Genomic DNA, 26,236 nt, shown 5'->3' on the forward strand with positions numbered 1-26,236 from the left:
GGTGCTTATCAGTTCAGCGTCGGTGTGATTTCTATACGTGTAGGCGCCGAGGGTTCTATGACATAACCGTCGCTGCCAATTTCATTGCTGGCTCGTATCGTTATCGTCCTTGAGGCTTTTGCATGGATGTCAGTAATAGGTTCGAGTTCACCATCCTGTTCGTCTAGTTTGGTAACGATGAAATCGGATTTTGCGGTGACGGTGGTGACACCTTCTGCCGGGTCATAGTGGATGTAGTAATGTGGATCACGTCCGCTACCAAAGACGGTGCCTTTGAATCGAGAACTCTGAAATTCATCCGGGGCAGCGCCTAGCAGCCATTGATTGGCAACTTCAGACACTCGTGCTCTTAGTGCGGGATCAGGAATGACTCTTTCAAGGGCCTCGACATTTTTTTGTATGGCTTCATTGAGTTCGTCGGTTGAGAATTTCTTGCCTGCTTCCTGCTGCTGCTTGGCGATGTCAATTTCCAGTGCGATGCCATCCGGTGTTTGTATTGTGAACTTGCTGCGATTGATATCTTTAATGAACTGCTCACTGTAATCGCTTGTGCCTAACGTCGAAGCGCTGGCTTTTGGGGGCAGTGTGGCCTTGGCTGGGTTCTCTTCGGTTGTCCAGGAGATTTGCGGTAGGGTGTTACCTTCATCGTTCACGACAATGCCGTAGGTATAACCGTGTTCATTAAGATTGAAGTATTTGTCCAGTATGTCGGCCCCCTTCATTTTCGAGCCATCCAGTTCCAGGAACTGGTCTGAAATCATTGGCGAGAGCTTGGCTTCGGTACTTGGCGTCGGCGAAACCGAGCGTTGCCATGGCCATTTCATGCCGCCATCAGCCGGCGCTCTTACCCATTCGCCGTCACGGCCAGGATGGACGCGCATCACCGCCCTGCCGGTCGCAGGGCTGATAATCGACGTTGCGCTATCCCCCATCCGGTAACGGCTTTCGATCTCGAATACCTTGCTGCTGCCGGTTTCATCGGTATGACGGACAAAGTTCCAGCGCTTGCCCTCGCTGTCCGTGACTCGATAAACACCCAGCGCATCGGGCGTGGTATTGGCGATGAATTGCTCGCCATTAGGCACGGCATGCTCGCTCATTTTCACGAGGCCGGATGAAGGCGTCCGGAAGCGGTTGGCCGTAAAAGGCGCTGTATTCAGGATGGGAGGGATGCCTGATCCACCCGTCTGCGGTGTATGGATTGGGTTTTCATCAATGGGCGGGACCGGTGCCCCTGGCGTCGGGAGTTTTTCTTGCGGCAGTTCAAACGGATCTTTCGCCGCCCCGCTGGCGCCCGCCGAAAACAGCGTGTTAAGTGTGCCGTCGAAGGTTTTCCAGGCGCCATCTTTACGTTCTGCCTGGGTATCGCCCGACCCGGCTTTTTCAGCGCCCAGCGCGATTTCCGTAAGGCCGGTACCGACTGCGGCAGCGGCGAGCGGCCAGCCAAGGGGCGCCAGTTTGGCAAAGAGTTGCGCGCCCACCGAAATGTCATGAAGCCAGGTATCCCGGTTGACCTCTTTGTTGGATTTGATTGCCGTATCGGCGTCGCTGGTCATGCGCGCTTTCGCCTCGTCCTTGAGGTGCGTAAAGACGTCGTTCTCGATTTTAATATCACCGCGGTCGATGGTTTTGCCTTCCCAGCTCTCCCAGTCGCCACTGGCGAGATGGGCCAGTGAAGAGTCCACGCCGTACTTGCCGAAAGCACCGCCGTCCTGGCGGTTATAGGCGGAAAAGTGTGAGGCCAGGGCTGCGCGTTTTTGCGGGTCCTTGGCTTGATCGACCACCCAGTCGTCCATTTTCTTCAGCGAGTCGAAGCGTAAAAACGCCGGGGTGGCGCCCGCAATCCAGAGTATTTGCCTGCCGTCTCGACGGTTGTTTTCGTAGTTGTATTGGCCGTCATCCATATCGGCAAATCGAATGATGTTGCTGGGATAACCGTTTATATCGAAGGCATGTGCCCGAAGTTTGCCTTTTGCCGGTGCCTCCGCGCGCAGTTGGTCAACGGTGATGGGGGTGTTTTCATCAACGGCAACATTAGAGACCGCCCCCATCACCAACTTATAGTCATCACGGCTGAATTTATGTTCGTCGGCCAACAGCGCCTGTTCGGTCGGGGACTTGGCCTCAAAGGCCTTCAACTGCTGGCGGGCCTGATTGACGAATTCGCCTTTTGCCACCGCACGAAAATCGCTTTCGTGCGTGTTCCAGAACTCGTCGATTTTTTTCGTGGCGATACCTTGGAAGTTGGCACTCCATACGCCACGCATGAAGACGGAAGGGGAGAAGGGGAATTCGTTGTGCGCGCCGTAGCCGTTTTTCTTGCTCTGCCCTGGACCTTCGGTATAGATGCCGCCGTTGCTATCCAGCTCGCCGGGGTCCCAGTCATGTTCGGAGAAGTTATTCAGTACCGCCTCCGTCAGGGTTTTCGAGTTGTGAGGCTCCTCACCGGGGTGCTCCCAACCTGACCGCGCGCGTGCTTCCGTCACGCCGCCGTGAAAGCGATGCAGGTACAGTTTGTCGGCGTCCAACGGTTCCAGTTTGGCCAGTTGGTCCTTGGGTAAATGCTCCCGGAGGATGTTCTGCGCCAGTTGTTTGGCCTGCGCGCGCAGGTTTGGCATCGCTTGCGCCACGCCTGTTGCCAGCTTGGTGTAGGCCAGTTTTTGAGGCGCCTGGGTATAAAACTGCCCGGCAGCGGCGCGCTGTGTTTCAAGCGCGCCTATGGATTGCTTTTCGTTTGGCGGGGCGTCGAAGGTTTTCTGGCGATTTAACTGGAGCACGCGCTGCTGGCTCTGGCCGACGTTGGCGGTATTGGGTTCGCCATAAAACGTCGCGATCGTCTTCATTGACGCGCCGATAGACCCTGCGCCGAAGCTCAGGTTCAGGGATTGTTTTGGGGCAGGCGCAATGACGCTGGCGGCGTCGAGCAAAGGCCCGGCGACTTGTCTCCAGCCCGAGGTGTCGTTGAGCGAAAACTGCTTTTCAACCCCGTAGACCTTGGCTGACATGGCACCGGTGGATGGAACGATTTTCACCGTGGCAGGATCGATTTTCTGTTCGCGTAACCAGTTTTGCACCACCGGGCCTTCGAACACGTTGCGATAGTGCCCCAGCCATTGCCCCAGGACTGTCTGGGGCGGCACCGCAATCAGCCCGGCCGGGAGGCCATCGATTTTTTTCTGCCATTCGCGGGTGAAACCTTCCACCAGTGCGGCGTCACCTGGTGCGGCAGGGTGGGCAGTGGCCTCATGGCGCTTGTAAATATCTGCGACTGTGCGTTGCTGCTCTGATAGCGCCTGTTCCCCGCGTATGGAGGGGGAGCGGTAGGTGTCGGTTGGCGCGGGCGCGGCAAAGGCATGGGGCCGTTCAAGCGTGTCTGTCGTGGCCTTTGTCAGGTCTGGCAAACCATAGAAATGCGCGACTTTGCCCAGCTCGAACGTATCGCGCAGGGCATCGTTATAGTGAACGGGGTCCGCGCCGCCACTGGCGATGACCTTGCTCGCTGACAATATGGGGCCTGCAACCGTTGACCAGCCGGAGTTATCGGTCAGGCTGAGCGTGCGGCGCTGGCCGTGAATGGCGGCCGAAATTGCACCACTGTCGGGAAGAATGACGATGCTTGCGGGCGCAATGCCTTTGCTCTTTATCCAGCTTTGAAAGTCGGGGTTGCTTAGCGCGATGGCCAATTGGGTTCGCCACTGTCCCAGTGTGGAGTTTGGCGGGATTTGAATCGGGGCGGCGTATTCGCCTCTTGTGCTGTTGAGCGCACTGAGGAAGTTTTGCACCAATTGGCTATCGCCAGGCGCGCGCGGGGTAGAGGGCGTGGCGGAGTCGGATGAAGTATCCGAGGCGGCTGACGGGCTGGGGGTGAAGGTTTGGGTCGACGCTGGGTTTACGACGGAAAGTGTCATCGTTGGAGTTCTCGGTAGTGATGTGGATACACGCCCGCAGATCACTCCTTGTTTATCTGAGGGTACTGATGTGTGCCGAAAATCGAGAAAACGATTCCACGCTAGATGTCAGCGGGGGTTACTGCTGATTGCCATTCACAAAAAAACGGCGCGAGCCTTAGGTCGCGCCGTTTTTTGGGTTCGTGGGAGGGTTATTGAAGCACTTCGATGACCCCCTCCGCCGACATACTGACCTGGCTGGTGCCGGCTTCCACTTCCGGCGTCGGCGCCGAGTCCATCTCTGCGGCTTTCATCATCATGGCGCCGCGCGCGTAAGGCTGTGGATAACCATTGGTGTTGAAGTTCAGGTTGACGATCTTGTAACCCTTGCCGCCCAACGCATCGGTGGCCAGTTGCGCACGCGCCTTGAACGCGTTGACGGCGTCTTTGAGCAGTGCATCCTCGCTGGCCTTGCGGGTCGGGTTGGCGATGGCGAAGTCCATGCTGTTCATCTTCAGGTGGGTCAGCATTTCGCCAGTGAGCTTGGACAAGGCGGCAAAGTCCGAGCTTTCCATGCGCAGTTCGGCACGTTCGCGCCAGCCGGTGATTTTCTGGTTCTTGTTGTCGTAGATCGGGTAGCTGTTGCGGCTACCCTGGCGCAGGGTCACGCCTTTGACTTCGCGAGCCTGGGCCAGGGCCTTGTTCATGGTGGTGGTGATTTCCGCGGCGAGCTTGCCCGGGTCGGTGTTTTGGGATTCGGTGTAGAGGGTGACGATCATCTGGTCGCGGGCTACTTCCTGGCTGACCTCGGCCCGCAGGGAAATCTGGTTGTAATGCAGTTCATCGGCGGCGACGGCCGGAAGGCTGGCCAGGACCCCGGCGCTGAGGGTGAGAACGGCAGCATTGCGAATGAAACGGGACATGGAAACTCCTTGGGATGTTCGTGTCGATATGACTGTAGACGGTGGTGTCGGGTTCTTCGGGTTTACACATTCGCTACACATTGTCGTGGCGCCGACGAACGGTAATTTACCGCGCCTGCGTCAAAGAGCCACACACGCCGTGCCAGCGTGTCTGCTTCGTTTATACTCCTGCCGATCCGCCTGCAGCGCTCACCGGGAGAGCTCATGCTCGCCGTCGTAAAACTGACTTCCGCCACCCGCCAGAACCTCTGGCGCCTGACGTTCATTCGCACCCTGGTGCTGGCCGCGCAGGCCGGTTCGGTCGGGCTTGCCTATTGGTTCGACCTGCTGGCGCTGCCATGGCTGCAACTGAGCGTGACCCTGGGCTTTTCCACCGTGCTGTGTGTGTTTACCGCCATCCGGTTGCGCACCACCTGGCCGGTGACCGAGCTGGAGTACGCCCTGCAGTTGGCCTGCGACCTGTTTATCCACAGTGTGTTGCTGTATTTCTCCGGCGGTTCCACCAATCCGTTTGTTTCGTATTACCTGGTGCCCCTGACCATCGCGGCCGTGACCTTGCCGTGGCGCTACTCGGTGGTGCTTTCCGGCATCGCCCTGACCCTGTACACCTTGCTGCTGGCGCAGTTCTACCCGTTGCAGACGTTCCCCATCGCCCGGGAAAACCTGCAGATCTACGGGATGTGGTTGAGCTTCGCGCTGTCCGCTGCCGTCATCACCTTTTTTGCCGCCCGCATGGCCGAAGAACTGCGCCGTCAGGAAGAGTTGCGTGCCATTCGCCGCGAAGAGGGCCTGCGCGACCAGCAACTGCTGGCCGTCGCCACCCAGGCTGCCGGTGCGGCTCATGAGTTGGGCACGCCCCTGGCGACCATGAGCGTACTGCTCAACGAAATGACCCAGGACCATCACGACCCGGCGCTGCAAGAAGATCTCGGCGTGCTGCGCGAACAGGTCAAGCAGTGCAAGCAAACCTTGCAGCAACTGGTGCGTGCCGCCGAAGCCAATCGCCGCCTGGCGGTGGAGATGCAGGACGTGACCCAGTGGCTCGACGAAGCCTTGAACCGCTGGCACTTGATGCGCCCCGAAGCCAGTTACCGTTTCCACCTGCTGGGGCAGGACAGCGTGCCGCGCTTGGCGCCGCCGCCGGACTTGACCCAGGCCCTGCTCAACCTGCTGAACAATGCCGCCGATGCCTGCCCCGAAGGCCTCGAAGTGCAGTTGGACTGGAATACCGAAGACCTGACCATCAGCATTCGTGACCACGGCGCCGGCGTGCCGCTGGCCATCGCCGAGCAGATCGGCAAACCGTTCTTTACCACCAAGGGCAAAGGTTTCGGCCTCGGCCTGTTTTTGAGCAAGGCCAGCGTGACCCGCGCGGGCGGCTCAGTGAAGCTCTATAGTCATGAGGAAGGCGGCACGCTCACCGAGCTGCGCCTACCCCGTGTCGCACGAGGAGATATCGATGAGTGACGAGATCCAAGTCGAAGGCGAAGAACTGCCGCATCTGTTGCTGGTAGATGATGACGCTACCTTTACCCGCGTCATGGCGCGTGCCATGAGCCGTCGCGGTTTCCGCGTCAGCACGGCAGGTTCCGCAGAAGAAGGCCTGAGCATCGCCCAGGCCGACTTGCCGGACTACGCCGCGCTCGACTTGAAAATGGACGGCGACTCCGGCCTGGTGCTGCTGCCCAAGCTGCTCGAACTCGATCCGGAAATGCGCGTGGTAATCCTCACCGGTTATTCCAGCATCGCCACCGCCGTCGAAGCCATCAAGCGCGGCGCCTGCAACTACCTGTGCAAACCGGCGGACGCCGACGACGTGCTGGCGGCCTTGCTCTCCGAGCACGCCGACCTCGACACCCTGGTGCCGGAAAACCCAATGTCGGTGGACCGCCTGCAGTGGGAACACATCCAGCGTGTGCTGACCGAGCACGAAGGCAATATCTCGGCCACCGCCCGTGCCCTGGGCATGCACCGTCGTACCCTGCAGCGTAAGTTGCAGAAGCGCCCGGTACGGCGCTGAACGCCGGCTGAACAATCTGCTTCAGGCCGCACGGCGCCTTGAACCGATCGTCTATGATCGGTTCAAACGCCTGTTACATTTTCTTACAGAGCCTGAACGATGAATCAGAACGCTGAGTACTCCGCGGTCAATGACGCGGTGCGTGGGCACTTTTTTCGCCGAACCTGGGCGATGATCACGCCCTATTGGCGCAGTGAAGAGAAGGGCAAGGCCTGGTTGTTGTTGGTGGCGGTGATTGGTTTGTCACTGTTCAGCGTCGCGATCTCCGTGTGGATCAACCACTGGTACAAGGATTTCTACAACGCCCTGGAACATAAGGACACGGCGGCTTTCTGGCAACTGATTGGCTATTTTGGCGGTATCGCTGCGGTGGCCATCCTCGGTGCGGTTTACCGTTTGTACCTAACCCAGATGCTGACCATCCGCTGGCGTGCCTGGCTGACCGAAAAACACTTTGCGCGTTGGCTCAGCGACAAAAACTACTACCAGCTGGAGCAGGGCGATTACACCGATAACCCGGACCAGCGGATTTCCGAAGACCTCAATAGCTTCACCTCCAGCACCTTGAACTTGGGGGTGGGGCTGCTGCGCAACGTAGTCAGCCTGGTGTCGTTTTCCATCATCCTGTGGGGCGTGTCGGGCAGTATCGAAGTGTTTGGCTTCACCATCCCCGGCTATATGTTCTGGTGTGCTTTGCTTTATGCCGCCGTGGGCAGTTGGCTGACGCACTTGATCGGCCGTCGCTTGATTGGGCTGAACAACCAGCAGCAACGCTTTGAAGCGGACTTGCGTTTTTCCATGGTGCGGGTGCGCGAGAACGCCGAGAGCATCGCCTTGTACAACGGCGAGCCGAATGAAAATCGACGTTTGAGCCAACGCTTCGGCCGGGTCTGGCATAACTTCTGGGACATCATGAAAGTGTCCAAGCGCCTGACCTTCTTCACTGCCGGCTACGGCCAGATCGCAATCATCTTTCCGTTTATCGTCGCCGCGCCGCGCTACTTCGCCGGCAAGATCGAGTTGGGCGAGCTGATGCAAATCAACTCGGCGTTCGGCAACGTCCAGGACAACTTCAGCTGGTTTATCAGCGCGTACACGGAGCTGGCCAGTTGGCGCGCCACCAGTGATCGTCTGCTGAGTTTCCAGCAGGCCATGAGCGATAACGAGCAGCGCCCTGCGGCCATCGACGTGCGCCCGGAAGGCGAGCGCCTGGTGGTAGAGAAGCTCGGCATGGATCTGGCCGATGGTCGCCACTTGCTCGCCGACGCCGACATGATCGTCGAGCCAGGCCAGCGCCTGATGCTCAGCGGGCGTTCCGGCAGCGGTAAAAGTACGTTGCTGCGTGCCATGGGCCAACTGTGGCCGGCGGGCCACGGCAGCATTCGCCTGCCAGCGGCGCGCTACCTGTTCCTGCCGCAGAAGCCGTATCTGCCGATTGGCACGTTGAAGGCCGCGTTGAGTTATCCACAGGACGACGGCGTGTATCCGGACGAACGTTATGCACAGGTCCTGCAAACCTGCCGCTTGCCGCACCTGGTCGCTCGTCTGGAGGAAGCCAACCACTGGCAGCGCATGCTCTCGCCCGGCGAGCAGCAGCGCCTGGCCTTTGCTCGTGCATTGTTGTTCGCTCCGCAGTGGCTGTACATGGACGAAGCGACCTCTGCAATGGATGAAGAGGATGAGGCGACGTTGTACCAGGCGTTGATCGATGAACTGCCGGGGCTGAGCATCGTCAGCGTTGGCCATCGCAGCAGCCTCAAGCGCTTCCATGGGCGGCATGTGCGGATCGACAGTGGGTTGTTGCAGGAACAGCCCGTCTCCTGAGGCCCAACTCGGTCAGTGTGGGAGGGAGCTTGCTCGCGATAGCAGTGTGTCAGTCAGCCCATGTATCAACTGATCCGCCGCTATCGGGAGCAAGCGCCCTCCCACAATGGCATCCCCGCTGGTCTGGAGATTGAGGCCCAACAAAAAGCCCGGCTGATCATCGATCAGCCGGGCTTTTTTTACAGCGCCTGAAAAGACTTACTTCTTCAAGCCGTAATGCTCATCCAGCATGCCTGGGGCGTTTGGCGTTTTTGGCGCGTAGTCCCGTGGCGGCTCCTGGTTTTCCCGTGGCGGGGTCAGGCGATCCCGTGGGGTCTGCGGTGCATCGGAATGCAGCGCGGCCAGCAGGCGCTGACGGGTGATGTCGTCGAGCGCCAGGCGGTTGGCGCCATCGGCGAGGTGATCCTGTACTTCCTGGTAGCTCTGTGTGAGCTTCTTGACCAGGGTCGCGGTGCTGTTGAAGTGGGTAACAACTTCGTTCTGATAACTGTCAAAACGTTCCTGAATGTCATCCAACTGACGCTGCGTGCGGTTAGGCGCGGCATTCGGCAGCAAGCGAGCAACCAGGAATCCAATGGCGACACCGGCAACCAGGGCAAGAGTCGGCAACAACCAAACTAAGAGCGAGTGTTCCACGAGTCCTTCCTCTATAAACGGCTTTGCTTTACGTTAACGGCTCGGACCTGCGCTGTATACCGCGATTAAGCTCGCAATGATGCCATGCACAGACTTTTAGCTAGACGAGTCGACCCTTTGAGAGGTCACGGAGTTCATTCCTTGCTCATGCGTGAAACCCCTGTTTTGATCGATGGCCCGGTAGGTCAATTGGAAGCCCTGTATCTCGATAACCCCGAACCACGTGGCCTGGCGCTGATCTGCCATCCGAATCCGGTGCAGGGTGGGACGATGCTCAATAAAGTCGTTTCGACCCTGCAACGCACCGCGCGCGATGCCGGTTTGATCACGTTGCGTTTCAATTACCGTGGCGTCGGTGCCAGCGCTGGCACCCATGACATGGCCAGCGGTGAAGTGGACGATGCCGAAGCGGCCGCCACCTGGCTGCGCAAAAAACACCCCGACCTGCCCATCACCTTGCTCGGTTTTTCCTTTGGTGGCTATGTCGCCGCCAGCCTCGGTGGCCGTCTGGAAGCCAAGGGCGAAAAGCTCGCGCACCTGTTCATGGTCGCCGCTGCGGTGATGCGCCTGGGCGATAGCGATGTGCTGCCCCAGAACTGCCCGCTGACCCTGATCCAGCCGGAAACCGACGAAGTCGTCGACCCGCAACGGGTCTATGACTGGTCCGCCGCCCTGAAACGCCCCCATGAGCTGCTGAAAGTGGCAGAATGCGGACACTTTTTTCATGGCAAGCTGACCGATCTGAAGGATCTGGTACTGCCGCGCCTCTCGAATTGATAGCAGTCTGATAAGCGATTACCCATGACGACTCGTACCCGTATCCTCACCGGCATCACCACCACCGGCACGCCGCACCTGGGCAACTACGCCGGGGCGATCCGCCCGGCGATCCTTGCCAGTCAGGACGCCAATGCCGACTCCTTCTACTTCCTGGCCGACTACCACGCCCTGATCAAATGCGATGACCCGCAGCGCATCCAGCGCTCGCGTATGGAAATCGCCGCGACCTGGCTGGCCGGTGGCCTGGATGTGAACCGGGTGACGTTCTATCGCCAGTCCGACATCCCCGAGATCCCCGAGCTGACCTGGCTGCTGACCTGCGTCGCCGCCAAGGGCCTGCTCAACCGCGCCCACGCCTACAAAGCGTCGGTGGACAAGAACGTGGAAAACGGCGAAGACCCGGATGCGGGCATCACCATGGGCCTGTACAGCTACCCGGTGCTGATGGCAGCGGACATTTTGATGTTCAACGCGCACAAGGTGCCGGTCGGCCGCGACCAGATCCAGCACGTGGAAATGGCCCGCGACATCGGCCAGCGGTTCAACCACCTGTTCGGCAACGGTAAAGAGTTCTTCACCATGCCCGAGGCGTTGATCGAAGAAAGCGTCGCCACCTTGCCGGGCCTGGACGGTCGCAAGATGTCGAAGAGCTACGACAACACCATCCCGTTGTTCAGCAGCGCCAAGGACATGAAAGACGCGATCTCGCGGATCGTCACCGACTCCCGCGCGCCCGGTGAAGCCAAGGACCCGGACAATTCGCACCTGTTCACCCTGTACCAGGCGTTTGCCAGCAAGGCCCAGGAGCAGGAGTTTCGCGCCGAGTTGTTGCAAGGCCTGGGCTGGGGCGAGGCGAAGAACCGTCTGTTCCAACTGCTGGACGGTCAACTGGGTGAATCCCGCGAGCGCTATCACCAATTGATGTCGCGCCCGGCGGACATGGAAGACCTGCTGCTGATCGGTGCCCAAAAAGCCCGCGCCGTGGCCGCGCCGTTCCTCGCCGAACTGCGTGAGGCAGTGGGCCTGCGTTCGTTCGTCAACCAGGCCGCAGCGCCGGTCAGCACCAAGAAAAAGGCCGCCAAAGCTGCACGCTTCGTGAGCTTTCGTGAAGACGACGGCAGCTTCCGCTTCCGCCTGCTGGCGGCCGATGGCGAGCAACTGCTGTTGTCGCGCAATTTTGCCGACGGCAAAGCGGCTGGCGCAGTGACCAAGCAATTGCAAAGTGGCGCTGCGCTGGACGTGCGCACTGAAGCCCTGAGCTTCAGTGTATGGCTGGACGCCGCCGCAGTGGCCGACAGCGCTACGTTCGCCGATGCCGCGTCGCGCGATGCCGCCATCGAAGCCCTGCGCGTCGCATTGACCCCCCTCGAGGATTAACCCGACCAAGGGTTGATTGCCATTATCCGGGGCCGTCGTTACAGTGACGGCCCGTTTTTGTTGCCTTGCTAACGAAATTATGACGCCCCTAGAACGATATCAAGCTGATCTGAAACGCCCTGAATTCTTCCACGATGCGGCCCAGGAAACGGCGGTGCGTCATTTGCAACGCCTGTACGAAGACCTGGTCGCGGCCTCGCAGAGCAAACCCGGGGTGTTCAGCAAGTTGTTTGGCAAGAAAGGCTACACGCCGGTCAAGGGCCTGTACTTCTGGGGCGGCGTCGGTCGCGGCAAGACCTACCTGGTGGACACCTTCTTCGAAGCGTTGCCGTTCAGGGAAAAGGTCCGCACGCACTTCCACCGCTTCATGAAGCGCGTCCACGAAGAGATGAAAACCCTGCCGGGCGAGAAAAACCCGCTGACCATCATCGCCAAGCGGTTCTCCGCAGAAGCGCGGGTGATCTGTTTCGATGAGTTCTTCGTCTCCGACATCACCGACGCCATGATCCTCGGCACCTTGATGGAAGAGTTGTTCAAGAACGGCGTGACCCTGGTCGCTACCTCGAACATCGTGCCCGATGGCCTGTACAAGGATGGCCTGCAACGCGCGCGTTTCCTGCCGGCCATTGCGCTGATCAAGCAGAACACCGAGATCGTCAACGTCGACAGTGGCGTCGATTACCGCCTGCGGCACCTGGAGCAAGCGGAGTTGTTCCACTTCCCGCTCAACGATGCGGCGCAAGAAAGCCTGCGCAAAAGCTTCCGCGCCCTCACGCCGGAATGCACCCAGGCGGTGGAAAACGACAAGTTGATCATCGAAAACCGCGAAATCATCGCCTTGCGCACCTGCGATGACGTGGCGTGGTTCGACTTCCGTGAACTGTGCGACGGCCCGCGCAGCCAGAACGACTACATCGAACTGGGCAAGATCTTCCACGCCGTGATCCTCAGTGGCGTGGAGCAGATGAGCGTCAGCACCGACGACATCGCGCGCCGCTTTATCAACATGGTCGACGAGTTCTATGACCGCAACGTCAAGTTGATCATCTCGGCGGAAGTCGAGCTCAAGGACCTCTACACCGGCGGTCGCTTGAACTTTGAATTCCAGCGCACCCTGAGCCGCTTGCTGGAAATGCAATCCCACGAGTTCCTGTCGCGGGCGCACAAGCCTTAAGCACGACGCAGCTCCAATGTGGGAGGGAGCAAGCTCCCTCCCACATTTGGTCCTTGTACGGCCCTGATTACGCGGCTTGCTGGAACTGCTGGCGATACTGGTTCGGTGACAGCTCGGTGTGCTGCCTGAACAACCGCGCAAAGAAGCTCGCATCGTCGTAACCCACCTCATAACTGATGGTCTTGATGCTCTTGCGGCTGCCCGAAAGCAGTCCTTTTGCCGTCTCGATCCGCAGCCGTTGCAGGTAATGCAGCGGTTTGTCGCCGGTGGCGGTCTGGAAGCGGCGCATGAAGTTGCGGATGCTCATGCCGTGTTCCCGGGCGACGTCCTCGAAGCGGAACTTGTCGGCGAAATGTTCTTCGAGCCAGTGCTGGATTTGCAGGATGATCACGTCCTGGTGCAGCTTCTGCCCACCGAAACCGATCCGTCCCGGCGAGTAGCTACGCTGCACTTCGTAAAGAATGTCGCGGGCCACGGCCTGGGCGATATTGGCGCCGCAGAAGCGTTCGATCAAATAAATGTAGAGGTCGCAGGCGGAGGTGGTACCGCCGGCGCAGTACAGGTTGTCGGCGTCGGTGAGGTGCTTGTCCTGGTTAAGTTGGACCTTGGGGAAGCGCTCGCTGAAGGCATTGAAGAAACGCCAGTAGGTCGTCGCCTCCTTCCCATCGAGCAGCCCGGCTTCGGCCAGCCAGAACACCCCGTTGGCTACGCCGCAGACTACGGCGCCGCGGGCGTGCTGTTCACGCAGCCACGGCAGCACTTGCGGGTAACGCGTACACAGGGCGTCGAAGTCATCCCAGAAAGCCGGTAGCACGATGATGTCGGCGTCTTCCAGCCCGCCGTCCATCGGCATGATCACATCACTGAAGCTGTGTGCCGATTGCCCGTCGGGGCTGACCAGGCGGGTTTCGAACGCGGGGGTCAGGCCCAGGCCTTGTTGTTTGCCGTAACGCAGGCTGGCGAGGTGGAAGAAATCCTTGGCTTGCATGAGGGTGGAAGCGAATACCCGATCAATGGCCAAAATGCTGACGCGCCGCAGGGGCGTGGAGATTTGGTTAGACATAATTTCATTTATTCTTATAGGGGAAAGTGGTCACCAGACGGCTGGATCGTCTTATTTTTTGTCGCATGTGTCCAGTGTCCCGTGACGTCGTCGGGGCATAGGCTCTGTGGTTCGTCTTTGTCCGACAATCCACGCAGGTGACCCATGATCCCCAGAACCTTGTTCAGTTCGGAACACGAGCTCTTCCGCCAGAGCGTGCGCACCTTCCTTGAAAAAGACGCCGCGCCGTTCCACGCGCAATGGGAGAAGCAGGGCTATATCGACCGCACGCTGTGGAACAAGGCCGGCGAGGCGGGGATGTTGTGCTCCCATCTGCCGGAGGAGTACGGCGGCCTGGGTGCGGACTTTCTTTACAGCGCAGTGGTGATCGAAGAAATCAGCCGTCTGGGGCTGACCGGCATCGGTTTCTCCCTGCATTCGGATATTGTCGCGCCGTACATCCTGCATTACGGCAGTGAGGCGTTGAAGCACAAATACCTGCCCAGATTGATCTCCGGCGAGATGGTCACGGCCATCGCAATGACCGAGCCGGGTGCCGGGTCCGATCTGCAAGGGGTCAAGACCAGCGCAGTGCTGGACGGCGATGAGTATGTGATCAACGGCTCCAAGACCTTCATCACCAACGGCTTTCTCGCCGATCTGGTGATCGTGGTCGCCAAGACCGACCCCAAGGCCGGCGCCAAGGGCACCAGCCTGTTCCTGGTGGAGGCCGCCACGCCGGGCTTCGATAAGGGCAAGCGCCTGGAGAAAGTCGGCATGAAGGCCCAGGACACCTCTGAGCTGTTCTTCCAGGATGTCCGTGTACCCAAGGAAAACTTGCTGGGCCAGGCGGGCATGGGCTTTGCCTATTTGATGCAGGAGTTGCCCCAGGAGCGCTTGACCGTGGCGATTGGCGCGCTGTCGTCAGCCGAAGCAGCGCTGCAATGGACGCTCGACTACACCCGTGAGCGGAGGGCGTTCGGCAAGGCGATTGCCGATTTCCAGAACACCCGCTTCAAATTGGCGGAGATGGCCACCGAGATCCAGATCGGCCGCGTGTTCGTCGATAAGTGCCTGGCATTGCACCTTGAGGGCAAGCTCGACGTGCCCACCGCCGCGATGGCCAAGTACTGGGCCACGGACCTGCAATGCAAGGTGCTCGACGAGTGCGTGCAATTGCATGGCGGCTACGGCTTCATGTGGGAATACCCGATCGCCCGCGCCTGGGCGGATGCGCGGGTGCAGCGGATTTATGCGGGGACCAACGAGATCATGAAGGAGATTATTGCGCGGGCGCTCTGATTTCGGTGGTGTGGCTGAGGGCCTCATCGGGGGCAAGCCCCCTCCCACAGTTGACCGAGTTCCCATATGAGAATGCGGTCGAATGTGGGAGGGGCTTGCCCCCGATGGCGGCCTAAAGGTCAATCAAGGCGCCGGATTCGGATGATCCTTCTGAATCGCCTCAATCCCCTCCAGCACCTCTTTCGACAGTTTCAGGTCTGCGCTGGCAAGGTTGCTGTCCAGTTGCTCAAGCGTCGTCGCACCAATGATGTTGCTGGTCACGAACGGCTGCTGCGTAACGAACGCCAACGCCATCTGCGCCGGGTCCAGGCCGTGTGCGCGGGCCAGTGCCACATAGCGGCTGCACGCCGCTTCCGACTGCGGGTTGAAGTAGCGGCTGAAGCGGCTGTATTCCGTCAGGCGGGCTTTTGCCGGGCGTGCGCCGCCTTCGTATTTGCCGCTGAGCATGCCGAACGCCAAGGGCGAATAAGCCAGCAAGCCGCACTGTTCGCGAATCGCGATTTCCGCCAGGCCCACTTCAAAGCTGCGGTTGAGCAGGTTGTAGGGGTTCTGGATCGACACTGCGCGGGTCCAGCCACGGGCTTCGGCCAGGGCGAGGAATTTCATGGTGCCCCAGGGTGTTTCATTGGACAGGCCGATGTGGCGGATCTTGCCGGCCTTCACTTGCGCGTCCAGCGCTTCGAGGGTTTCCTCCAGCGGCGTCAGGTCGTCTTCGTCCTTGTGCGTGTAGCCCAACTGGCCGAAGAAGTTGGTGCTGCGCTCCGGCCAATGCAACTGGTAGAGGTCGATCCAGTCGGTCTGCAGGCGCTTGAGGCTGGCATCCAGGGCGTCGACGATGTGCTTGCGGTTGTGGCGCGGGTGGCCGCCGCGGATGTAGTCGATGGTGTTGCCGGGGCCGGCGATCTTGCTGGCGAGAATCCAGTCGGCCCGGTCGCCGTGGCTTTTGAAGTAATTACCGATGTAACGCTCGGTGGTGGCGTAGGTATCGGCCTTGGGCGGCACCGGGTACATTTCCGCCGTGTCGAGGAAGTTGATCCCTGCGGCCTTGGCCCGTTCGATCTGTGCGAAGGCCTCTGCCTCGCTGTTCTGCTCGCCCCAGGTCATGGTGCCCAAGGCTATCGCGCTTACGTTCAGATCGGTACGGCCCAGCTGTCGATAATCCATCGGGTGCTCCTTTGGGGAAAACAATCATAAAAGCAGGTTGAAATTTTTTTCGCAATCTGCATAATTGCCCACCTCTTTCTGCAGTGGAAGTGATGCGCCGCCTGCCGAAGAATCTTGCCGTTGAACGGACGCGCCGACCCGAGCCCCCGATAGCGTCTGTATCCGGCTGCCTTTGACTTGTCAAAGTACGCACTATTCAGTAAGATCCGCCGTCTAATTTACAGGGCGGCCCCTGAGGCTATTAAAGAATGACAACTTTTACTGCAAAACCGGAAACAGTTCAGCGCGACTGGTTTGTCGTCGACGCCGCTGGTCAGACTCTGGGTCGTCTGGCCACTGAAGTCGCCAGCCGTCTGCGTGGCAAGCACAAGCCTGAATACACCCCTCACGTTGACACCGGTGACTACATCGTGATCATCAACGCTGAGCAGGTACGTGTTACCGGCAACAAAGCGCAAGACAAAATGTACTACCGTCACTCCGGTTTCCCAGGCGGCATCAAGTCTTCTAATTTCGAAGGTCTGATCGCCAAGAAGCCTGAGGCCCCGATTGAAATCGCGGTTAAAGGCATGCTGCCGAAGGGCCCACTGGGTCGCGATATGTTTCGCAAGCTGAAAGTCTATGCGGGCGCTGCTCACCCTCATGCTGCTCAGCAGCCCCAAGAACTGAAGTTTTAACGGAATAGTTCATTATGTCGGCGACTCAAAATTACGGCACTGGCCGTCGCAAAACCGCAACCGCACGCGTTTTCCTGCGTCCGGGCACTGGTAACATCTCGATCAACAACCGCACTCTGGAAAATTTCTTCGGCCGCGAAACTGCCCGCATGGTAGTTCGTCAGCCGCTGGAACTGACCGAGACCGGTGAAAAGTTCGACATCTACGTCACCGTTATCGGTGGCGGTGTAAGTGGTCAAGCTGGCGCAATCCGCCACGGTATCACTCGCGCTCTGATGCAGTACGACGAAACCCTGCGTGGCGCTCTGCGCAAAGCTGGTTTCGTGACTCGTGATGCCCGTGAAGTTGAACGTAAGAAAGTCGGTCTGCGTAAAGCGCGTAAGCGTCCGCAGTACTCGAAGCGTTAATTCGCTTTACGTTCCACAAAAACGCCCAGCCTCCTCACGGAGCTGGGCGTTTTTTATTGCCTGCGATTTATGTATAAATTTCGGCGTGACAACTTGCCACAGCCGTAGACCCCCTATACTACAAGGCTTGGAGCTGGAGCTCCGGGTAATTCCCTTGTCAGAGGTGGGGCTTTTCATTACCATTCGGCAAAATTTTTATAAGTTCAGATTTAATACTTAGTAGACGCCTGATTTAACAGGCCAAAAAGCTGATGGGAGAGGACTGAATGAGCAATGACGGCGTGAATGCAGGCCGGCGTCGCTTCTTGGTAGCAGCCACATCCGTGGTGGGTGCTGCAGGAGCGGTGGGGGCTGCGGTCCCGTTCGTGGGGTCATGGTTTCCCAGTGCCAAGGCGAAAGCCGCAGGTGCACCGGTGAAAGTGAATATTGGCAAGATCGAGCCAGGCCAGCAGATGATTGCTGAGTGGCGCGGTCAGCCGGTCTTCATTGTTCGTCGAACGGAGGAAATCCTGGGAAATCTGAAAAAGATCGAAGGCCAGTTGTCTGACCCAAAATCTGAGTTTTCCGACCAACCCGCCTACGCCAAAAACGAAGCACGTTCGATCAAGCCAGAGATTCTGCTGCTGGTCGGTCTGTGTACCCACCTGGGATGCTCACCTACTTTCCGCCCTGAAGTGGCGCCAGTCGACCTGGGCAAGGATTGGGTCGGCGGTTATTTCTGCCCCTGCCACGGTTCGCACTACGACCTGGCCGGCCGCGTCTACAAATCGCAACCTGCTCCACTGAACCTGCCCGTGCCTCCGCATAACTACGAATCTGACGACATCATTGTCATTGGCCTCGACAAGGAGAACGCGTGATGAGTAAGTTCATGGATTGGGTCGATGCGCGCTTCCCCGCCACCAAAATGTGGGAAGACCATCTCAGCAAGTATTACGCGCCAAAAAACTTCAACTTCTTCTACTTCTTCGGCTCCCTGGCACTGCTGGTGCTGGTCAATCAGATCGTCACCGGCGTCTGGCTGACCATGAGCTACACCCCGTCGGCGGAGGAGGCGTTTGCTTCCGTCGAATACATCATGCGTGACGTCGAGTACGGCTCGATCCTGCGCCTGCTGCACTCCACCGGCGCCTCGGCGTTCTTCATCGTGGTCTACCTGCATATGTTCCGTGGTTTGCTCTACGGTTCGTACCAGAAGCCGCGTGAGCTGGTGTGGGTGTTCGGCATGCTGATCTACCTGGCGCTGATGGCTGAAGCCTTCATGGGCTACCTGCTGCCGTGGGGCCAGATGTCGTACTGGGGCGCCCAGGTGATCATCTCGCTGTTCGGCGCGATCCCGGTGATCGGCAACGACCTGACCCAATGGATTCGTGGTGACTACCTGATCTCGGGCATCACCCTGAACCGCTTCTTCGCCTTGCACGTGGTGGCCTTGCCGATCGTGATTCTCGGTTTGGTGGTGCTGCACATCCTGGCGCTGCACGAAGTGGGTTCGAACAACCCTGATGGTGTGGACATCAAGAAGCACAAGGACGAGAACGGCATCCCGCTGGATGGCATTCCGTTCCACCCGTACTACACCGTAAAAGATATTGTCGGTGTCGTCGTGTTCTTGTTCGTGTTCTGCTCGATCGTGTTCTTTTTCCCGGAGATGGGTGGTTATTTCCTGGAGAAACCTAACTTCGAACAGGCCAACGCCTTCAAGACGCCTGTGCATATTGCCCCGGTCTGGTACTTCACACCGTTCTACGCGATCTTGCGGGCGATCCCCGACAAGCTCATGGGCGTGATCGCCATGGGCGCGGCCATCGCAGTGCTGTTCGTGCTGCCGTGGCTCGACCGAAGCCCGGTCAAGTCCATGCGCTACAAGGGCTGGTTGAGCAAGATCTGGCTGTGGGTGTTCTGCATTGCGTTCGTTATCCTGGGTGTACTGGGTGTACTGGCGCCGACTCCTGAGCGCACGTTGCTGTCGCAGGTCTGCACCTTCCTGTACTTCGCCTACTTCATTCTGATGCCGTTCTACACCCGGCTTGAGAAGACCAAACCGGTTCCGGAAAGGGTGACTGGCTGATGAAAAAATTATTCGTTGCATTGATGCTTGCGGCGCTGCCGCTACTGTCCTTCGCTGCCGAGCAAGGCCCCGAGTTGGAAAAAGTCGCTATCGACGTGTCTGACAAAGCGGCCATGCAGGACGGCGCTCGCACGTTCGCCAACTATTGCATGGGGTGCCACAGCGCCAAGTTCCAGCGATACGAGCGCGTGGCCGATGACTTGGGCATTCCGCACGAGGTGATGCTCAATAAGCTGGTGTTCACCGGCGCCAAGATTGGCGACCACATGAACATCGGCATGCAGCCGGCGGACGCCAAGGCCTGGTTCGGCGCTCCGCCGCCCGACCTGACCCTGGTGGCGCGGGTTCGCGGCACCGATTGGCTCTACGGCTACCTGAAATCCTTCTATGAAGACCCTGCACGTCCATGGGGCGTGAACAACGTGGTGTTCCCGAACGTCGCTATGCCTAACGTTCTGGTCGGCCTGCAGGGTCGCCAAGTGATAGGATGCAAGCAGGTTCAGGTAGTAGATGGCGGCAAGAAGCAATTTGACCCGTTGACCGGCACGCCGCTGACACATGAAGCGTGCGATCAACTGACCATCGTGCCCAAGTCCGGCGCGCTGAACGAAGAGCAGTTCGACGAGAAGGTCAAGAATCTCGTGACCTTCCTGGCCTACTCGGCCAACCCGGTCAAACTGCAGCACCAGCGCATTGGTACGTATGTCTTGCTGTACCTGGCTTTCTTCTTCGTATTCGCTTATCTGCTCAAGCGCGAATACTGGAAGGATGTGCATTGATCCAACCGTAAGCAATTGCTGTTAATCTTGCGCGCCCAGCGGCATCTCTAAACCGTAGCGACCTGGTCATCAGGTACTACCGAGATGCTCTCTGGGCGCGCTCGTTTTTGAGCTTCCGATAATTTCAACAAGCGAGGAGGACCGCCATGGGCGTGACCAATCGGTTGGCCTGTTACTCCGACCCCGCCGACCACTATTCCCACCGAGTACGCATCGTGCTCGCAGAGAAGGGTGTCAGCGCCGAGATCATCAGTGTGGAGGTGGGTCGTCACCCGCCGAAACTGATCGAAGTGAACCCTTACGGCAGCTTGCCCACCCTGGTCGATCGTGACCTGGCGTTGTGGGAGTCAACCGTGGTGATGGAATATCTGGATGAGCGTTACCCGCATCCGCCTTTGCTGCCGGTATACCCGGTGGCGCGTGCCAACAGCCGCCTGCTGATCCATCGGATTCAGCGCGACTGGTGCGGGCTGGTGGATTTGATTCTGGATTCGCGCAGCAAAGAGGCGGCCCGTGTCGTGGCGCGCAAGGAATTGCGCGAGAGCCTGACGGGTGTTTCGCCACTGTTCGCCGACAAGCCTTTTTTCCTCAGCGAGGAACAAAGCCTGGTGGATTGCTGCCTATTGCCCATACTCTGGCGCTTGCCGATTATGGGCATTGAACTGCCGCGGCCGGCCAAGCCGCTGCTTGATTACATGGAGCGCCAGTTTGCGCGTGAGGCTTTCCAGACGAGTCTGTCTGGTGTCGAACGCGATATGCGCTAAGGCTTAAGGAGCCGTTGATGAACTCCAGTCGACCCTACCTGGTTCGCGCGCTCTATGAGTGGATTGTGGACAACGATTGCACCCCGCACATGCTGGTCAATTCCGAGTTTCCTGCGGTTCAGGTTCCGCAGGGTTTTGCCAGTGACGGGCAGATTGTGCTGAACGTATCGCCGAGTGCGGTGCGCCACCTGCACATGGACAACGAAGCCGTCAGCTTCGAAGGGCGTTTCGGCGGTGTGCCGCATACGCTGTACGTGCCGATTGGCGCCATCCTCGGGATTTACGCCCGGGAAAATGGTCAAGGCATGGTGTTCGATCTGGAGTCGCCTTTCGAGGATGACGACGCGATCGAAGGGGAAGACGACGATGAAGTGCCGCCACCGGATACCGAGCCACCGCGTCCAAGCGGCCGGCCCAGTCTGAAAGTGGTGAAGTAAGCGGCTGTTGCCTTCGGGCGAGCCTGAAAAATGCCTCGGCGGTTGCCGGGGCATTTTTTTGCCTGGTCGTTGTAGATGAAAGACATGCCGGGGACGGTGATCGTACAACCGCCATGGGCTATGATGCGTCTTCAGTTCACCAAGAAAGATGACCCAACATGGAAAGCACCAACACCGCCCCGCGTTTTCCCCGCAAGCGCCGCAGCCTTGCCCAGGAATTGGTCACGGTGTTGTCCGAGCAGATCCGCGACGGCCAACTCAAGCGTGGCGACAAATTGCCCACCGAATCGGCGATCATGGAGGCCCATGGCGTCAGCCGCACGGTGGTGCGTGAAGCCATCTCGCGCTTGCAGGCGGCGGGACAGGTGGAAACCCGCCACGGTATCGGCACCTTTGTGTTGGACACGCCAAGCCCCAGCGGCTTCCGCATTGACCCGGCCACCGTCGTGACCCTGCGTGATGTGTTGGCGATCCTGGAACTGCGTATCAGCCTGGAAGTGGAGTCTGCGGGCCTGGCCGCGTTGCGCCGCAGCGACGAACAATTGGCCGGCATGCGTGCCGCCCTCGACGCCTTGAATGAAAGCGCCGCCCATGCCGGCGATGCGGTAGCGTCGGACTTCCAGTTCCACCTGCAGATTGCCCTGTCCACCGGCAACCGCTACTTCACCGACATCATGACTCACCTGGGCACTAGCATCATTCCGCGTACCCGCCTGAACTCGGCGCGCCTGGCCCAGGATGACCAGCAGCACTACATGAAGCGCTTGAGCCGCGAACACGAAGAAATCTATGAAGCAATCGCGCGTCAGGATTCGGACGCGGCGCGGGCGGCGATGCGCTTGCATTTGACGAACAGTCGGGAGCGGCTGCGCCATGCCCATGAAGCGGCAGAACGGGCCGAGTGATCAAACCGCCGGTGGGCGAATGTCGGTAGGCGGCGCTGTGGTCAAGGCATCAAGCACGATCACGTTCTGCTCGATTTGTGCCGCCATGAAGATGTACTTAGCCGTTACCAGAACCCACGGGTCTGCCTGGCTCTGCGTCTGCGGATGACGGGAATGAAACGCCTCAAGAGCCAAGGTCTTGGCCCTTGAGGACAGTCATGCAGTCACGACAAACGGTACGCCTCAAGCAGGTGTATTGGGCGTGTAGTCCTTGAGCAGCAAGTACGTACTCCACCCCCACCAATCAGCGGTCCAATGCTTGTCGTTCAAGTCATTCACGTCCTTGCGCCGCAGCACCTGGTCTCCCTGCATCTTGAACAACGGCGAAAAGTTATTCGCCGGGTTCTGCGCCGCATTCAGATCCGGCACATACAGCGGCGCCTTGAAGTGGGCCGGGGAGGGCGCGACGCCGCTGATAAACGCGTCGAAGATCTCATCGGCCGACGCCTGCACGGCGCGTTGGACCTGGGCCCGGTTGGCCGCGTCGTCGGCATCGAAGTAGCGTTTATCCCCGTAGGCATGCCACTCGTCACCGACGGCATTGCGTACCTTGAGCCCGAACTTGCTGTCTTCATCGTGCATGAAGCGGCTGACCAGTGAGCCCAAATCCCCGGGCGTCACCACGGCGGCCAGTTGTTTGCGCGGCACTCGCAGGTGGCCGGCGGAAAACAGGTCGGTCAGGAAGTGATCGGCAAAACTGTTCATTGCATAGGCCAGTTCCAGCGCCTGGTCGGTGCCGCTCTGATGGGCGATGACCGCTTGTTGCAGCGCTGCCGTATGCCCGGCCAGGTAGGCCGACAGCGCCCATTCGCCGAAGTGGTCGGCGTTGTCCGCCGCCAGCTTCAAGTAACGCCCCAGGGGAAACAGCGCCGAAACCACACTGCCACCGCCGGTGATGCGGTTCCACTCCTCGGACAACGTATCACCGAGCGCAGCGTAGGCGTCGTGGGGTGATTTGCCGTCCTTGATCGCCTGGTTGACCGCGTTGATCTCCTTTTGCATCACCGCCAGGATCTTCGGTGCTTCCTCCCGTGACGCCGGCAGCACCGCCAGCGAGTTGAATGCGGCGCTAAAGCGTTGCACGCGCTCGGCAGGGGAGGTGCCATCACTGATGGGTTGGCCGGGAATGCCATAGAAGTCACCGCCCAGGGCGATCACTTGACCATAGGTCAGCGCCAGGCCGTTGGGCAGGTGCAGTTCGACGTGTCGGGCGGCAATCGCCGGGGCGTCCTTGGCGAAGCGCAACAGCGTGTCGTCACCGATGGCGGTGTGTTCAGCGCCTTCGAAACGCAGGGTGGGTAGGTTTTTTTCGGGTGCTGCGAGTTCAAGACCGGACATGTTAGCTCCTTGCTATGTCGTGGGGACCTTCCTTTTTACTGTATGTATATACAGTTATTTGGGCATAGAGGAAAAAAATCCTACGTCAACACGCGCTGTCTCAACAGGCGGTTCGATGAACGTCGATGAATTGCAGTTGACGAAATATTTTATAGTTGTACGATGACGTATGACATAACCAGAACCAACAATAACCTTTCGATAGAAAGTCTTTGCCAGGGTGTTCGAATAATGAATCCACAAGAACTGAAGTCCATCCTCTCCCACGGTCTGCTGTCTTTCCCCGTGACCGATTTCAACGCACAAGGTGATTTCCATCAGGCCGGCTATATCAAGCGTCTGGAGTGGCTAGCCCCCTACGGCGCCACTGCACTGTTCGCTGCCGGCGGCACCGGTGAGTTTTTCTCCCTGGCCGCCAGCGAATATTCCCAGGTTGTGAAGACGGCAGTGGATACCTGCGCCACCAGCGTGCCGATCCTCGCCGGTGTGGGTGGTTCGACCCGTCAGGCCATCGAATACGCTCAGGAAGCCGAGCGCCTCGGAGCCAAAGGCTTGCTGCTGCTGCCGCATTACCTGACCGAAGCCAGCCAGGACGGGGTTGCCGCCCACGTGGAAGCGGTGTGCAAGTCGGTCAAGATCGGCGTGGTGGTCTACAACCGCAACGTCTGCCGCCTGACTGCGCCACTGCTGGAGCGCCTAGCCGAACGTTGCCCGAACCTGATCGGCTACAAGGACGGCCTGGGTGACATCGAATTGATGGTGTCGATCCGCCGTCGTCTGGGCGACCGTTTCAGCTACCTGGGTGGCTTGCCGACTGCAGAGATTTACGCCGCTGCCTACAAGGCGCTGGGCGTGCCGGTGTACTCCTCGGCGGTGTTCAACTTCATCCCGAAAACCGCGATGGACTTCTATCACGCCATCGCCCGCGACGATCACGCCACTGTCGGCAAGATCATCGATGACTTCTTCCTGCCGTACCTGGACATCCGTAACCGCAAGGCCGGCTATGCGGTGAGCATCGTCAAGGCAGGCGCCAAAATCGTCGGCTACGACGCAGGCCCGGTACGCACGCCACTGACCGAGCTGCTGCCGGAAGAATACGAAGCCCTGGCCGCGCTGATCGACAAGCAAGGTCCGCAATAACTTATCTATAAGGCCGCTGAGCAATCAGCGGCCTTTTGCGTCAGGAGAAGATTCGTGTCCCAAGCCAAACGTTTTGAGAACTACATCAACGGCCAATGGGTGGCCGGCGCTGATTATTGCGTCAACCTCAACCCGTCGGAGTTGTCCGATGTCGTCGGCGAATATGCCAAGGCGGATGTCGCCCAGGTCAACGCCGCCATCGATGCTGCCCGTGCTGCGTTCCCGGCCTGGTCCACTTCCGGAATCCAGGCCCGCCATGACGCGTTGGATAAAGTCGGCAGCGAAATCCTCGCCCGCCGCGAAGAACTTGGCACGCTGCTGGCTCGGGAAGAGGGCAAGACCCTGCCTGAAGCCATTGGCGAAGTGACCCGCGCCGGGAATATTTTCAAGTTCTTCGCCGGCGAGTGCCTGCGCCTGTCCGGCGACTACGTGCCGTCGGTGCGGCCGGGCGTCAATGTTGAAGTCACCCGCGAAGCCCTTGGCGTGGTCGGCTTGATCACCCCGTGGAACTTCCCGATCGCCATCCCCGCGTGGAAAATCGCTCCGGCCCTGGCCTACGGCAACTGCGTGGTGATCAAGCCGGCGGAGCTGGTGCCGGGCTGCGCCTGGGCCCTGGCGGAAATCATCTCCCGCGCCGGTTTCCCCGCTGGTGTGTTCAACCTGGTGATGGGCAGCGGGCGTGTGGTCGGCGAGGTGTTGGTCAACAGCCCGAAAGTCGACGGCATCAGCTTCACCGGCTCGGTCGGTGTGGGGCGTCAGATCGCGGTCAGTTGTGTGTCGCGCCAAGCCAAGGTGCAGTTGGAAATGGGCGGCAAAAACCCGCAGATCATTCTCGATGACGCCGACCTCAAGCAGGCCGTCGAGTTATCGGTACAGAGCGCGTTCTATTCCACCGGCCAACGTTGCACCGCCTCCAGCCGCTTGATCGTGACGGCCGGCATTCATGACCAGTTCGTCGCGGCCATGGCCGAGCGCATGAAGTCGATCAAGGTCGGCCATGCCTTGAAAAGCGGCACCGACATCGGCCCGGTCGTCTCCCAGGCCCAGTTGGACCAGGACTTGAAATACATCGACATCGGCCAGAGCGAAGGTGCGCGGTTGGTGAGCGGTGGCGGCCTGGTGACCTGCGACACCGAGGGCTATTACCTGGCGCCGACGCTGTTTGCCGACAGCGAAGCCGCCATGCGCATCAGCCGTGAAGAGATCTTCGGCCCAGTGGCCAACGTAGTGCGCGTGGCGGACTACGAGGCGGCGCTGGCCATGGCCAACGACACCGAGTTCGGTTTGTCGGCGGGGATTGCCACCACCTCGCTCAAATACGCCAACCACTTCAAGCGCCACTCCCAGGCCGGGATGGTGATGGTCAACCTGCCGACGGCTGGCGTGGACTATCACGTTCCGTTCGGCGGCCGTAAGGGCTCATCCTATGGTTCGCGTGAGCAAGGTCGCTATGCGCAAGAGTTCTACACCGTGGTGAAAACCAGCTACATCGGCTCGTAACACGCAGCACCCAGTGGTCACCGGCTTGTGTAGGCGCCGGTGACCAC

General features: G+C 59.4%; 25 protein-coding genes. 18 read left to right on the forward strand and 7 right to left on the reverse strand.

The features are described 5' to 3' along the window. Positions 1-8: 8 nt before the first annotated feature. Together ACS5Q8_RS04240 and ACS5Q8_RS04245 are read right to left on the reverse strand one after the other, a co-directional pair. Positions 9-3,908, reverse strand: a complete 3,900-nt coding sequence (locus ACS5Q8_RS04240) for a dermonecrotic toxin domain-containing protein (RefSeq protein WP_443693302.1) — start codon at positions 3,906-3,908, stop codon at positions 9-11. Positions 3,909-4,099: 191 nt separating this feature from the next. Further along, positions 4,100-4,810 (reverse strand): SIMPL domain-containing protein, encoded by a 711-nt coding sequence (locus ACS5Q8_RS04245; RefSeq protein ID WP_276196505.1) that lies wholly within the window; start codon positions 4,808-4,810, stop codon positions 4,100-4,102. Positions 4,811-5,014: 204 nt separating this feature from the next. On the opposite strand from ACS5Q8_RS04245, the gene ACS5Q8_RS04250 reads away from it, so the two are divergent. The 4 genes from ACS5Q8_RS04250 to ACS5Q8_RS04265 all read left to right on the forward strand — a co-directional run bounded on the left by ACS5Q8_RS04250 (position 5,015) and on the right by ACS5Q8_RS04265 (position 8,846). Next, a complete protein-coding gene (locus ACS5Q8_RS04250) occupies positions 5,015-6,277 on the forward strand; it encodes an ATP-binding protein (protein WP_443693303.1) in 1,263 nt (420 codons plus the stop codon). Continuing rightward, positions 6,270-6,830 carry a response regulator transcription factor gene (locus ACS5Q8_RS04255; protein ID WP_004372278.1) on the forward strand — a complete coding sequence of 187 codons (561 nt, stop codon included), beginning with the start codon at positions 6,270-6,272 and terminating at the stop codon, positions 6,828-6,830. The genes ACS5Q8_RS04250 and ACS5Q8_RS04255 overlap by 8 nt, the downstream gene beginning before the upstream one ends. A 99-nt stretch (positions 6,831-6,929) precedes the next feature. Then, complete coding sequence (locus ACS5Q8_RS04260; protein ID WP_465159865.1) at positions 6,930-8,654, forward strand: ABC transporter ATP-binding protein/permease; 1,725 nt, start codon at positions 6,930-6,932, stop codon at positions 8,652-8,654. 60 nt (positions 8,655-8,714) lie between these two features. Further along, positions 8,715-8,846 (forward strand): hypothetical protein, encoded by a 132-nt coding sequence (locus ACS5Q8_RS04265; protein WP_276196507.1) that lies wholly within the window; start codon positions 8,715-8,717, stop codon positions 8,844-8,846. 6 nt (positions 8,847-8,852) lie between these two features. Here the strand turns inward: ACS5Q8_RS04265 and ACS5Q8_RS04270 are convergent, their stop codons facing one another. Continuing rightward, on the reverse strand, positions 8,853-9,290 hold the full coding sequence (locus tag ACS5Q8_RS04270; RefSeq protein WP_247395497.1) for a Z-ring associated ZapG family protein: 438 nt from the start codon (positions 9,288-9,290) through the stop codon (positions 8,853-8,855). Between the two features lie 147 nt (positions 9,291-9,437). Between ACS5Q8_RS04270 and ACS5Q8_RS04275 the strand changes: the two genes are divergently transcribed. From ACS5Q8_RS04275 to zapE, 3 genes are all read left to right on the forward strand, one after another. Beyond that, the gene (locus ACS5Q8_RS04275) at positions 9,438-10,067 is read left to right on the forward strand and encodes an alpha/beta hydrolase (protein WP_443700492.1); all 630 of its coding nucleotides are present in this window, start codon (positions 9,438-9,440) and stop codon (positions 10,065-10,067) included. 24 nt (positions 10,068-10,091) lie between these two features. Then, positions 10,092-11,447 (forward strand): tryptophan--tRNA ligase, encoded by a 1,356-nt coding sequence (locus ACS5Q8_RS04280; RefSeq protein ID WP_276196508.1) that lies wholly within the window; start codon positions 10,092-10,094, stop codon positions 11,445-11,447. A gap of 79 nt (positions 11,448-11,526) precedes the next feature. Then, positions 11,527-12,621, forward strand: a complete 1,095-nt coding sequence (gene zapE / locus ACS5Q8_RS04285; protein ID WP_247395495.1) for a cell division protein ZapE — start codon at positions 11,527-11,529, stop codon at positions 12,619-12,621. A gap of 67 nt (positions 12,622-12,688) precedes the next feature. Here zapE and ACS5Q8_RS04290 read toward each other — a convergent pair whose 3' ends face one another. Further along, on the reverse strand, positions 12,689-13,609 hold the full coding sequence (locus ACS5Q8_RS04290) for a GlxA family transcriptional regulator (protein ID WP_247395536.1): 921 nt from the start codon (positions 13,607-13,609) through the stop codon (positions 12,689-12,691). A gap of 219 nt (positions 13,610-13,828) precedes the next feature. Here ACS5Q8_RS04290 and ACS5Q8_RS04295 point away from each other — a divergent pair, with 219 nt between their 5' ends. Continuing rightward, positions 13,829-14,965 (forward strand): acyl-CoA dehydrogenase family protein, encoded by a 1,137-nt coding sequence (locus ACS5Q8_RS04295; RefSeq protein WP_247395494.1) that lies wholly within the window; start codon positions 13,829-13,831, stop codon positions 14,963-14,965. A gap of 123 nt (positions 14,966-15,088) precedes the next feature. On the opposite strand, the gene ACS5Q8_RS04300 is transcribed toward ACS5Q8_RS04295, so the two are convergent. Next, positions 15,089-16,129, reverse strand: a complete 1,041-nt coding sequence (locus ACS5Q8_RS04300; protein ID WP_276196509.1) for an NADP(H)-dependent aldo-keto reductase — start codon at positions 16,127-16,129, stop codon at positions 15,089-15,091. 248 nt (positions 16,130-16,377) lie between these two features. On the opposite strand from ACS5Q8_RS04300, the gene rplM reads away from it, so the two are divergent. The 8 genes from rplM to ACS5Q8_RS04340 all read left to right on the forward strand — a co-directional run bounded on the left by rplM (position 16,378) and on the right by ACS5Q8_RS04340 (position 22,169). Continuing rightward, positions 16,378-16,806, forward strand: a complete 429-nt coding sequence (rplM, locus tag ACS5Q8_RS04305) for a 50S ribosomal protein L13 (protein ID WP_010568039.1) — start codon at positions 16,378-16,380, stop codon at positions 16,804-16,806. 14 nt (positions 16,807-16,820) lie between these two features. Further along, on the forward strand, positions 16,821-17,213 hold the full coding sequence (gene rpsI / locus ACS5Q8_RS04310; RefSeq protein ID WP_276196510.1) for a 30S ribosomal protein S9: 393 nt from the start codon (positions 16,821-16,823) through the stop codon (positions 17,211-17,213). Between the two features lie 266 nt (positions 17,214-17,479). Next, positions 17,480-18,073, forward strand: a complete 594-nt coding sequence (gene petA / locus ACS5Q8_RS04315; RefSeq protein ID WP_247395492.1) for a ubiquinol-cytochrome c reductase iron-sulfur subunit — start codon at positions 17,480-17,482, stop codon at positions 18,071-18,073. After that, positions 18,073-19,284, forward strand: a complete 1,212-nt coding sequence (locus tag ACS5Q8_RS04320) for a cytochrome b (protein ID WP_017845421.1) — start codon at positions 18,073-18,075, stop codon at positions 19,282-19,284. The genes petA and ACS5Q8_RS04320 overlap by 1 nt, the downstream gene beginning before the upstream one ends. Then, positions 19,284-20,063, forward strand: a complete 780-nt coding sequence (locus ACS5Q8_RS04325) for a cytochrome c1 (protein ID WP_276196511.1) — start codon at positions 19,284-19,286, stop codon at positions 20,061-20,063. Before ACS5Q8_RS04320 ends, ACS5Q8_RS04325 begins: the two co-directional genes overlap by 1 nt. 146 nt (positions 20,064-20,209) lie before the next feature. Then, positions 20,210-20,827, forward strand: a complete 618-nt coding sequence (locus ACS5Q8_RS04330; protein WP_276196512.1) for a glutathione S-transferase N-terminal domain-containing protein — start codon at positions 20,210-20,212, stop codon at positions 20,825-20,827. A gap of 17 nt (positions 20,828-20,844) precedes the next feature. Continuing rightward, the gene (locus ACS5Q8_RS04335) at positions 20,845-21,264 is read left to right on the forward strand and encodes a ClpXP protease specificity-enhancing factor (RefSeq protein WP_247395489.1); all 420 of its coding nucleotides are present in this window, start codon (positions 20,845-20,847) and stop codon (positions 21,262-21,264) included. Between the two features lie 158 nt (positions 21,265-21,422). Continuing rightward, positions 21,423-22,169, forward strand: coding sequence for a FadR/GntR family transcriptional regulator (locus ACS5Q8_RS04340; protein ID WP_276196513.1), 747 nt, complete (start codon positions 21,423-21,425; stop codon positions 22,167-22,169). Here the strand turns inward: ACS5Q8_RS04340 and ACS5Q8_RS04345 are convergent, their stop codons facing one another. Further along, a complete protein-coding gene (locus ACS5Q8_RS04345) occupies positions 22,170-22,343 on the reverse strand; it encodes a hypothetical protein (protein WP_276196514.1) in 174 nt (57 codons plus the stop codon). Positions 22,344-22,391: 48 nt separating this feature from the next. Beyond that, positions 22,392-23,546, reverse strand: coding sequence for a phospholipase (locus tag ACS5Q8_RS04350; protein ID WP_465159866.1), 1,155 nt, complete (start codon positions 23,544-23,546; stop codon positions 22,392-22,394). 231 nt (positions 23,547-23,777) lie between these two features. On the opposite strand from ACS5Q8_RS04350, the gene kdgD reads away from it, so the two are divergent. Further along, entirely contained in the window at positions 23,778-24,689 is a 912-nt protein-coding gene (gene kdgD, locus ACS5Q8_RS04355) for a 5-dehydro-4-deoxyglucarate dehydratase (protein WP_276196516.1), read from the forward strand. Between the two features lie 54 nt (positions 24,690-24,743). Beyond that, positions 24,744-26,189 carry an aldehyde dehydrogenase family protein gene (locus ACS5Q8_RS04360; protein WP_276196517.1) on the forward strand — a complete coding sequence of 482 codons (1,446 nt, stop codon included), beginning with the start codon at positions 24,744-24,746 and terminating at the stop codon, positions 26,187-26,189. The last annotated feature ends 47 nt before the right edge of the window (positions 26,190-26,236 follow it).

The organism is Pseudomonas sp. PAMC25584 (genome assembly GCF_058135675.1).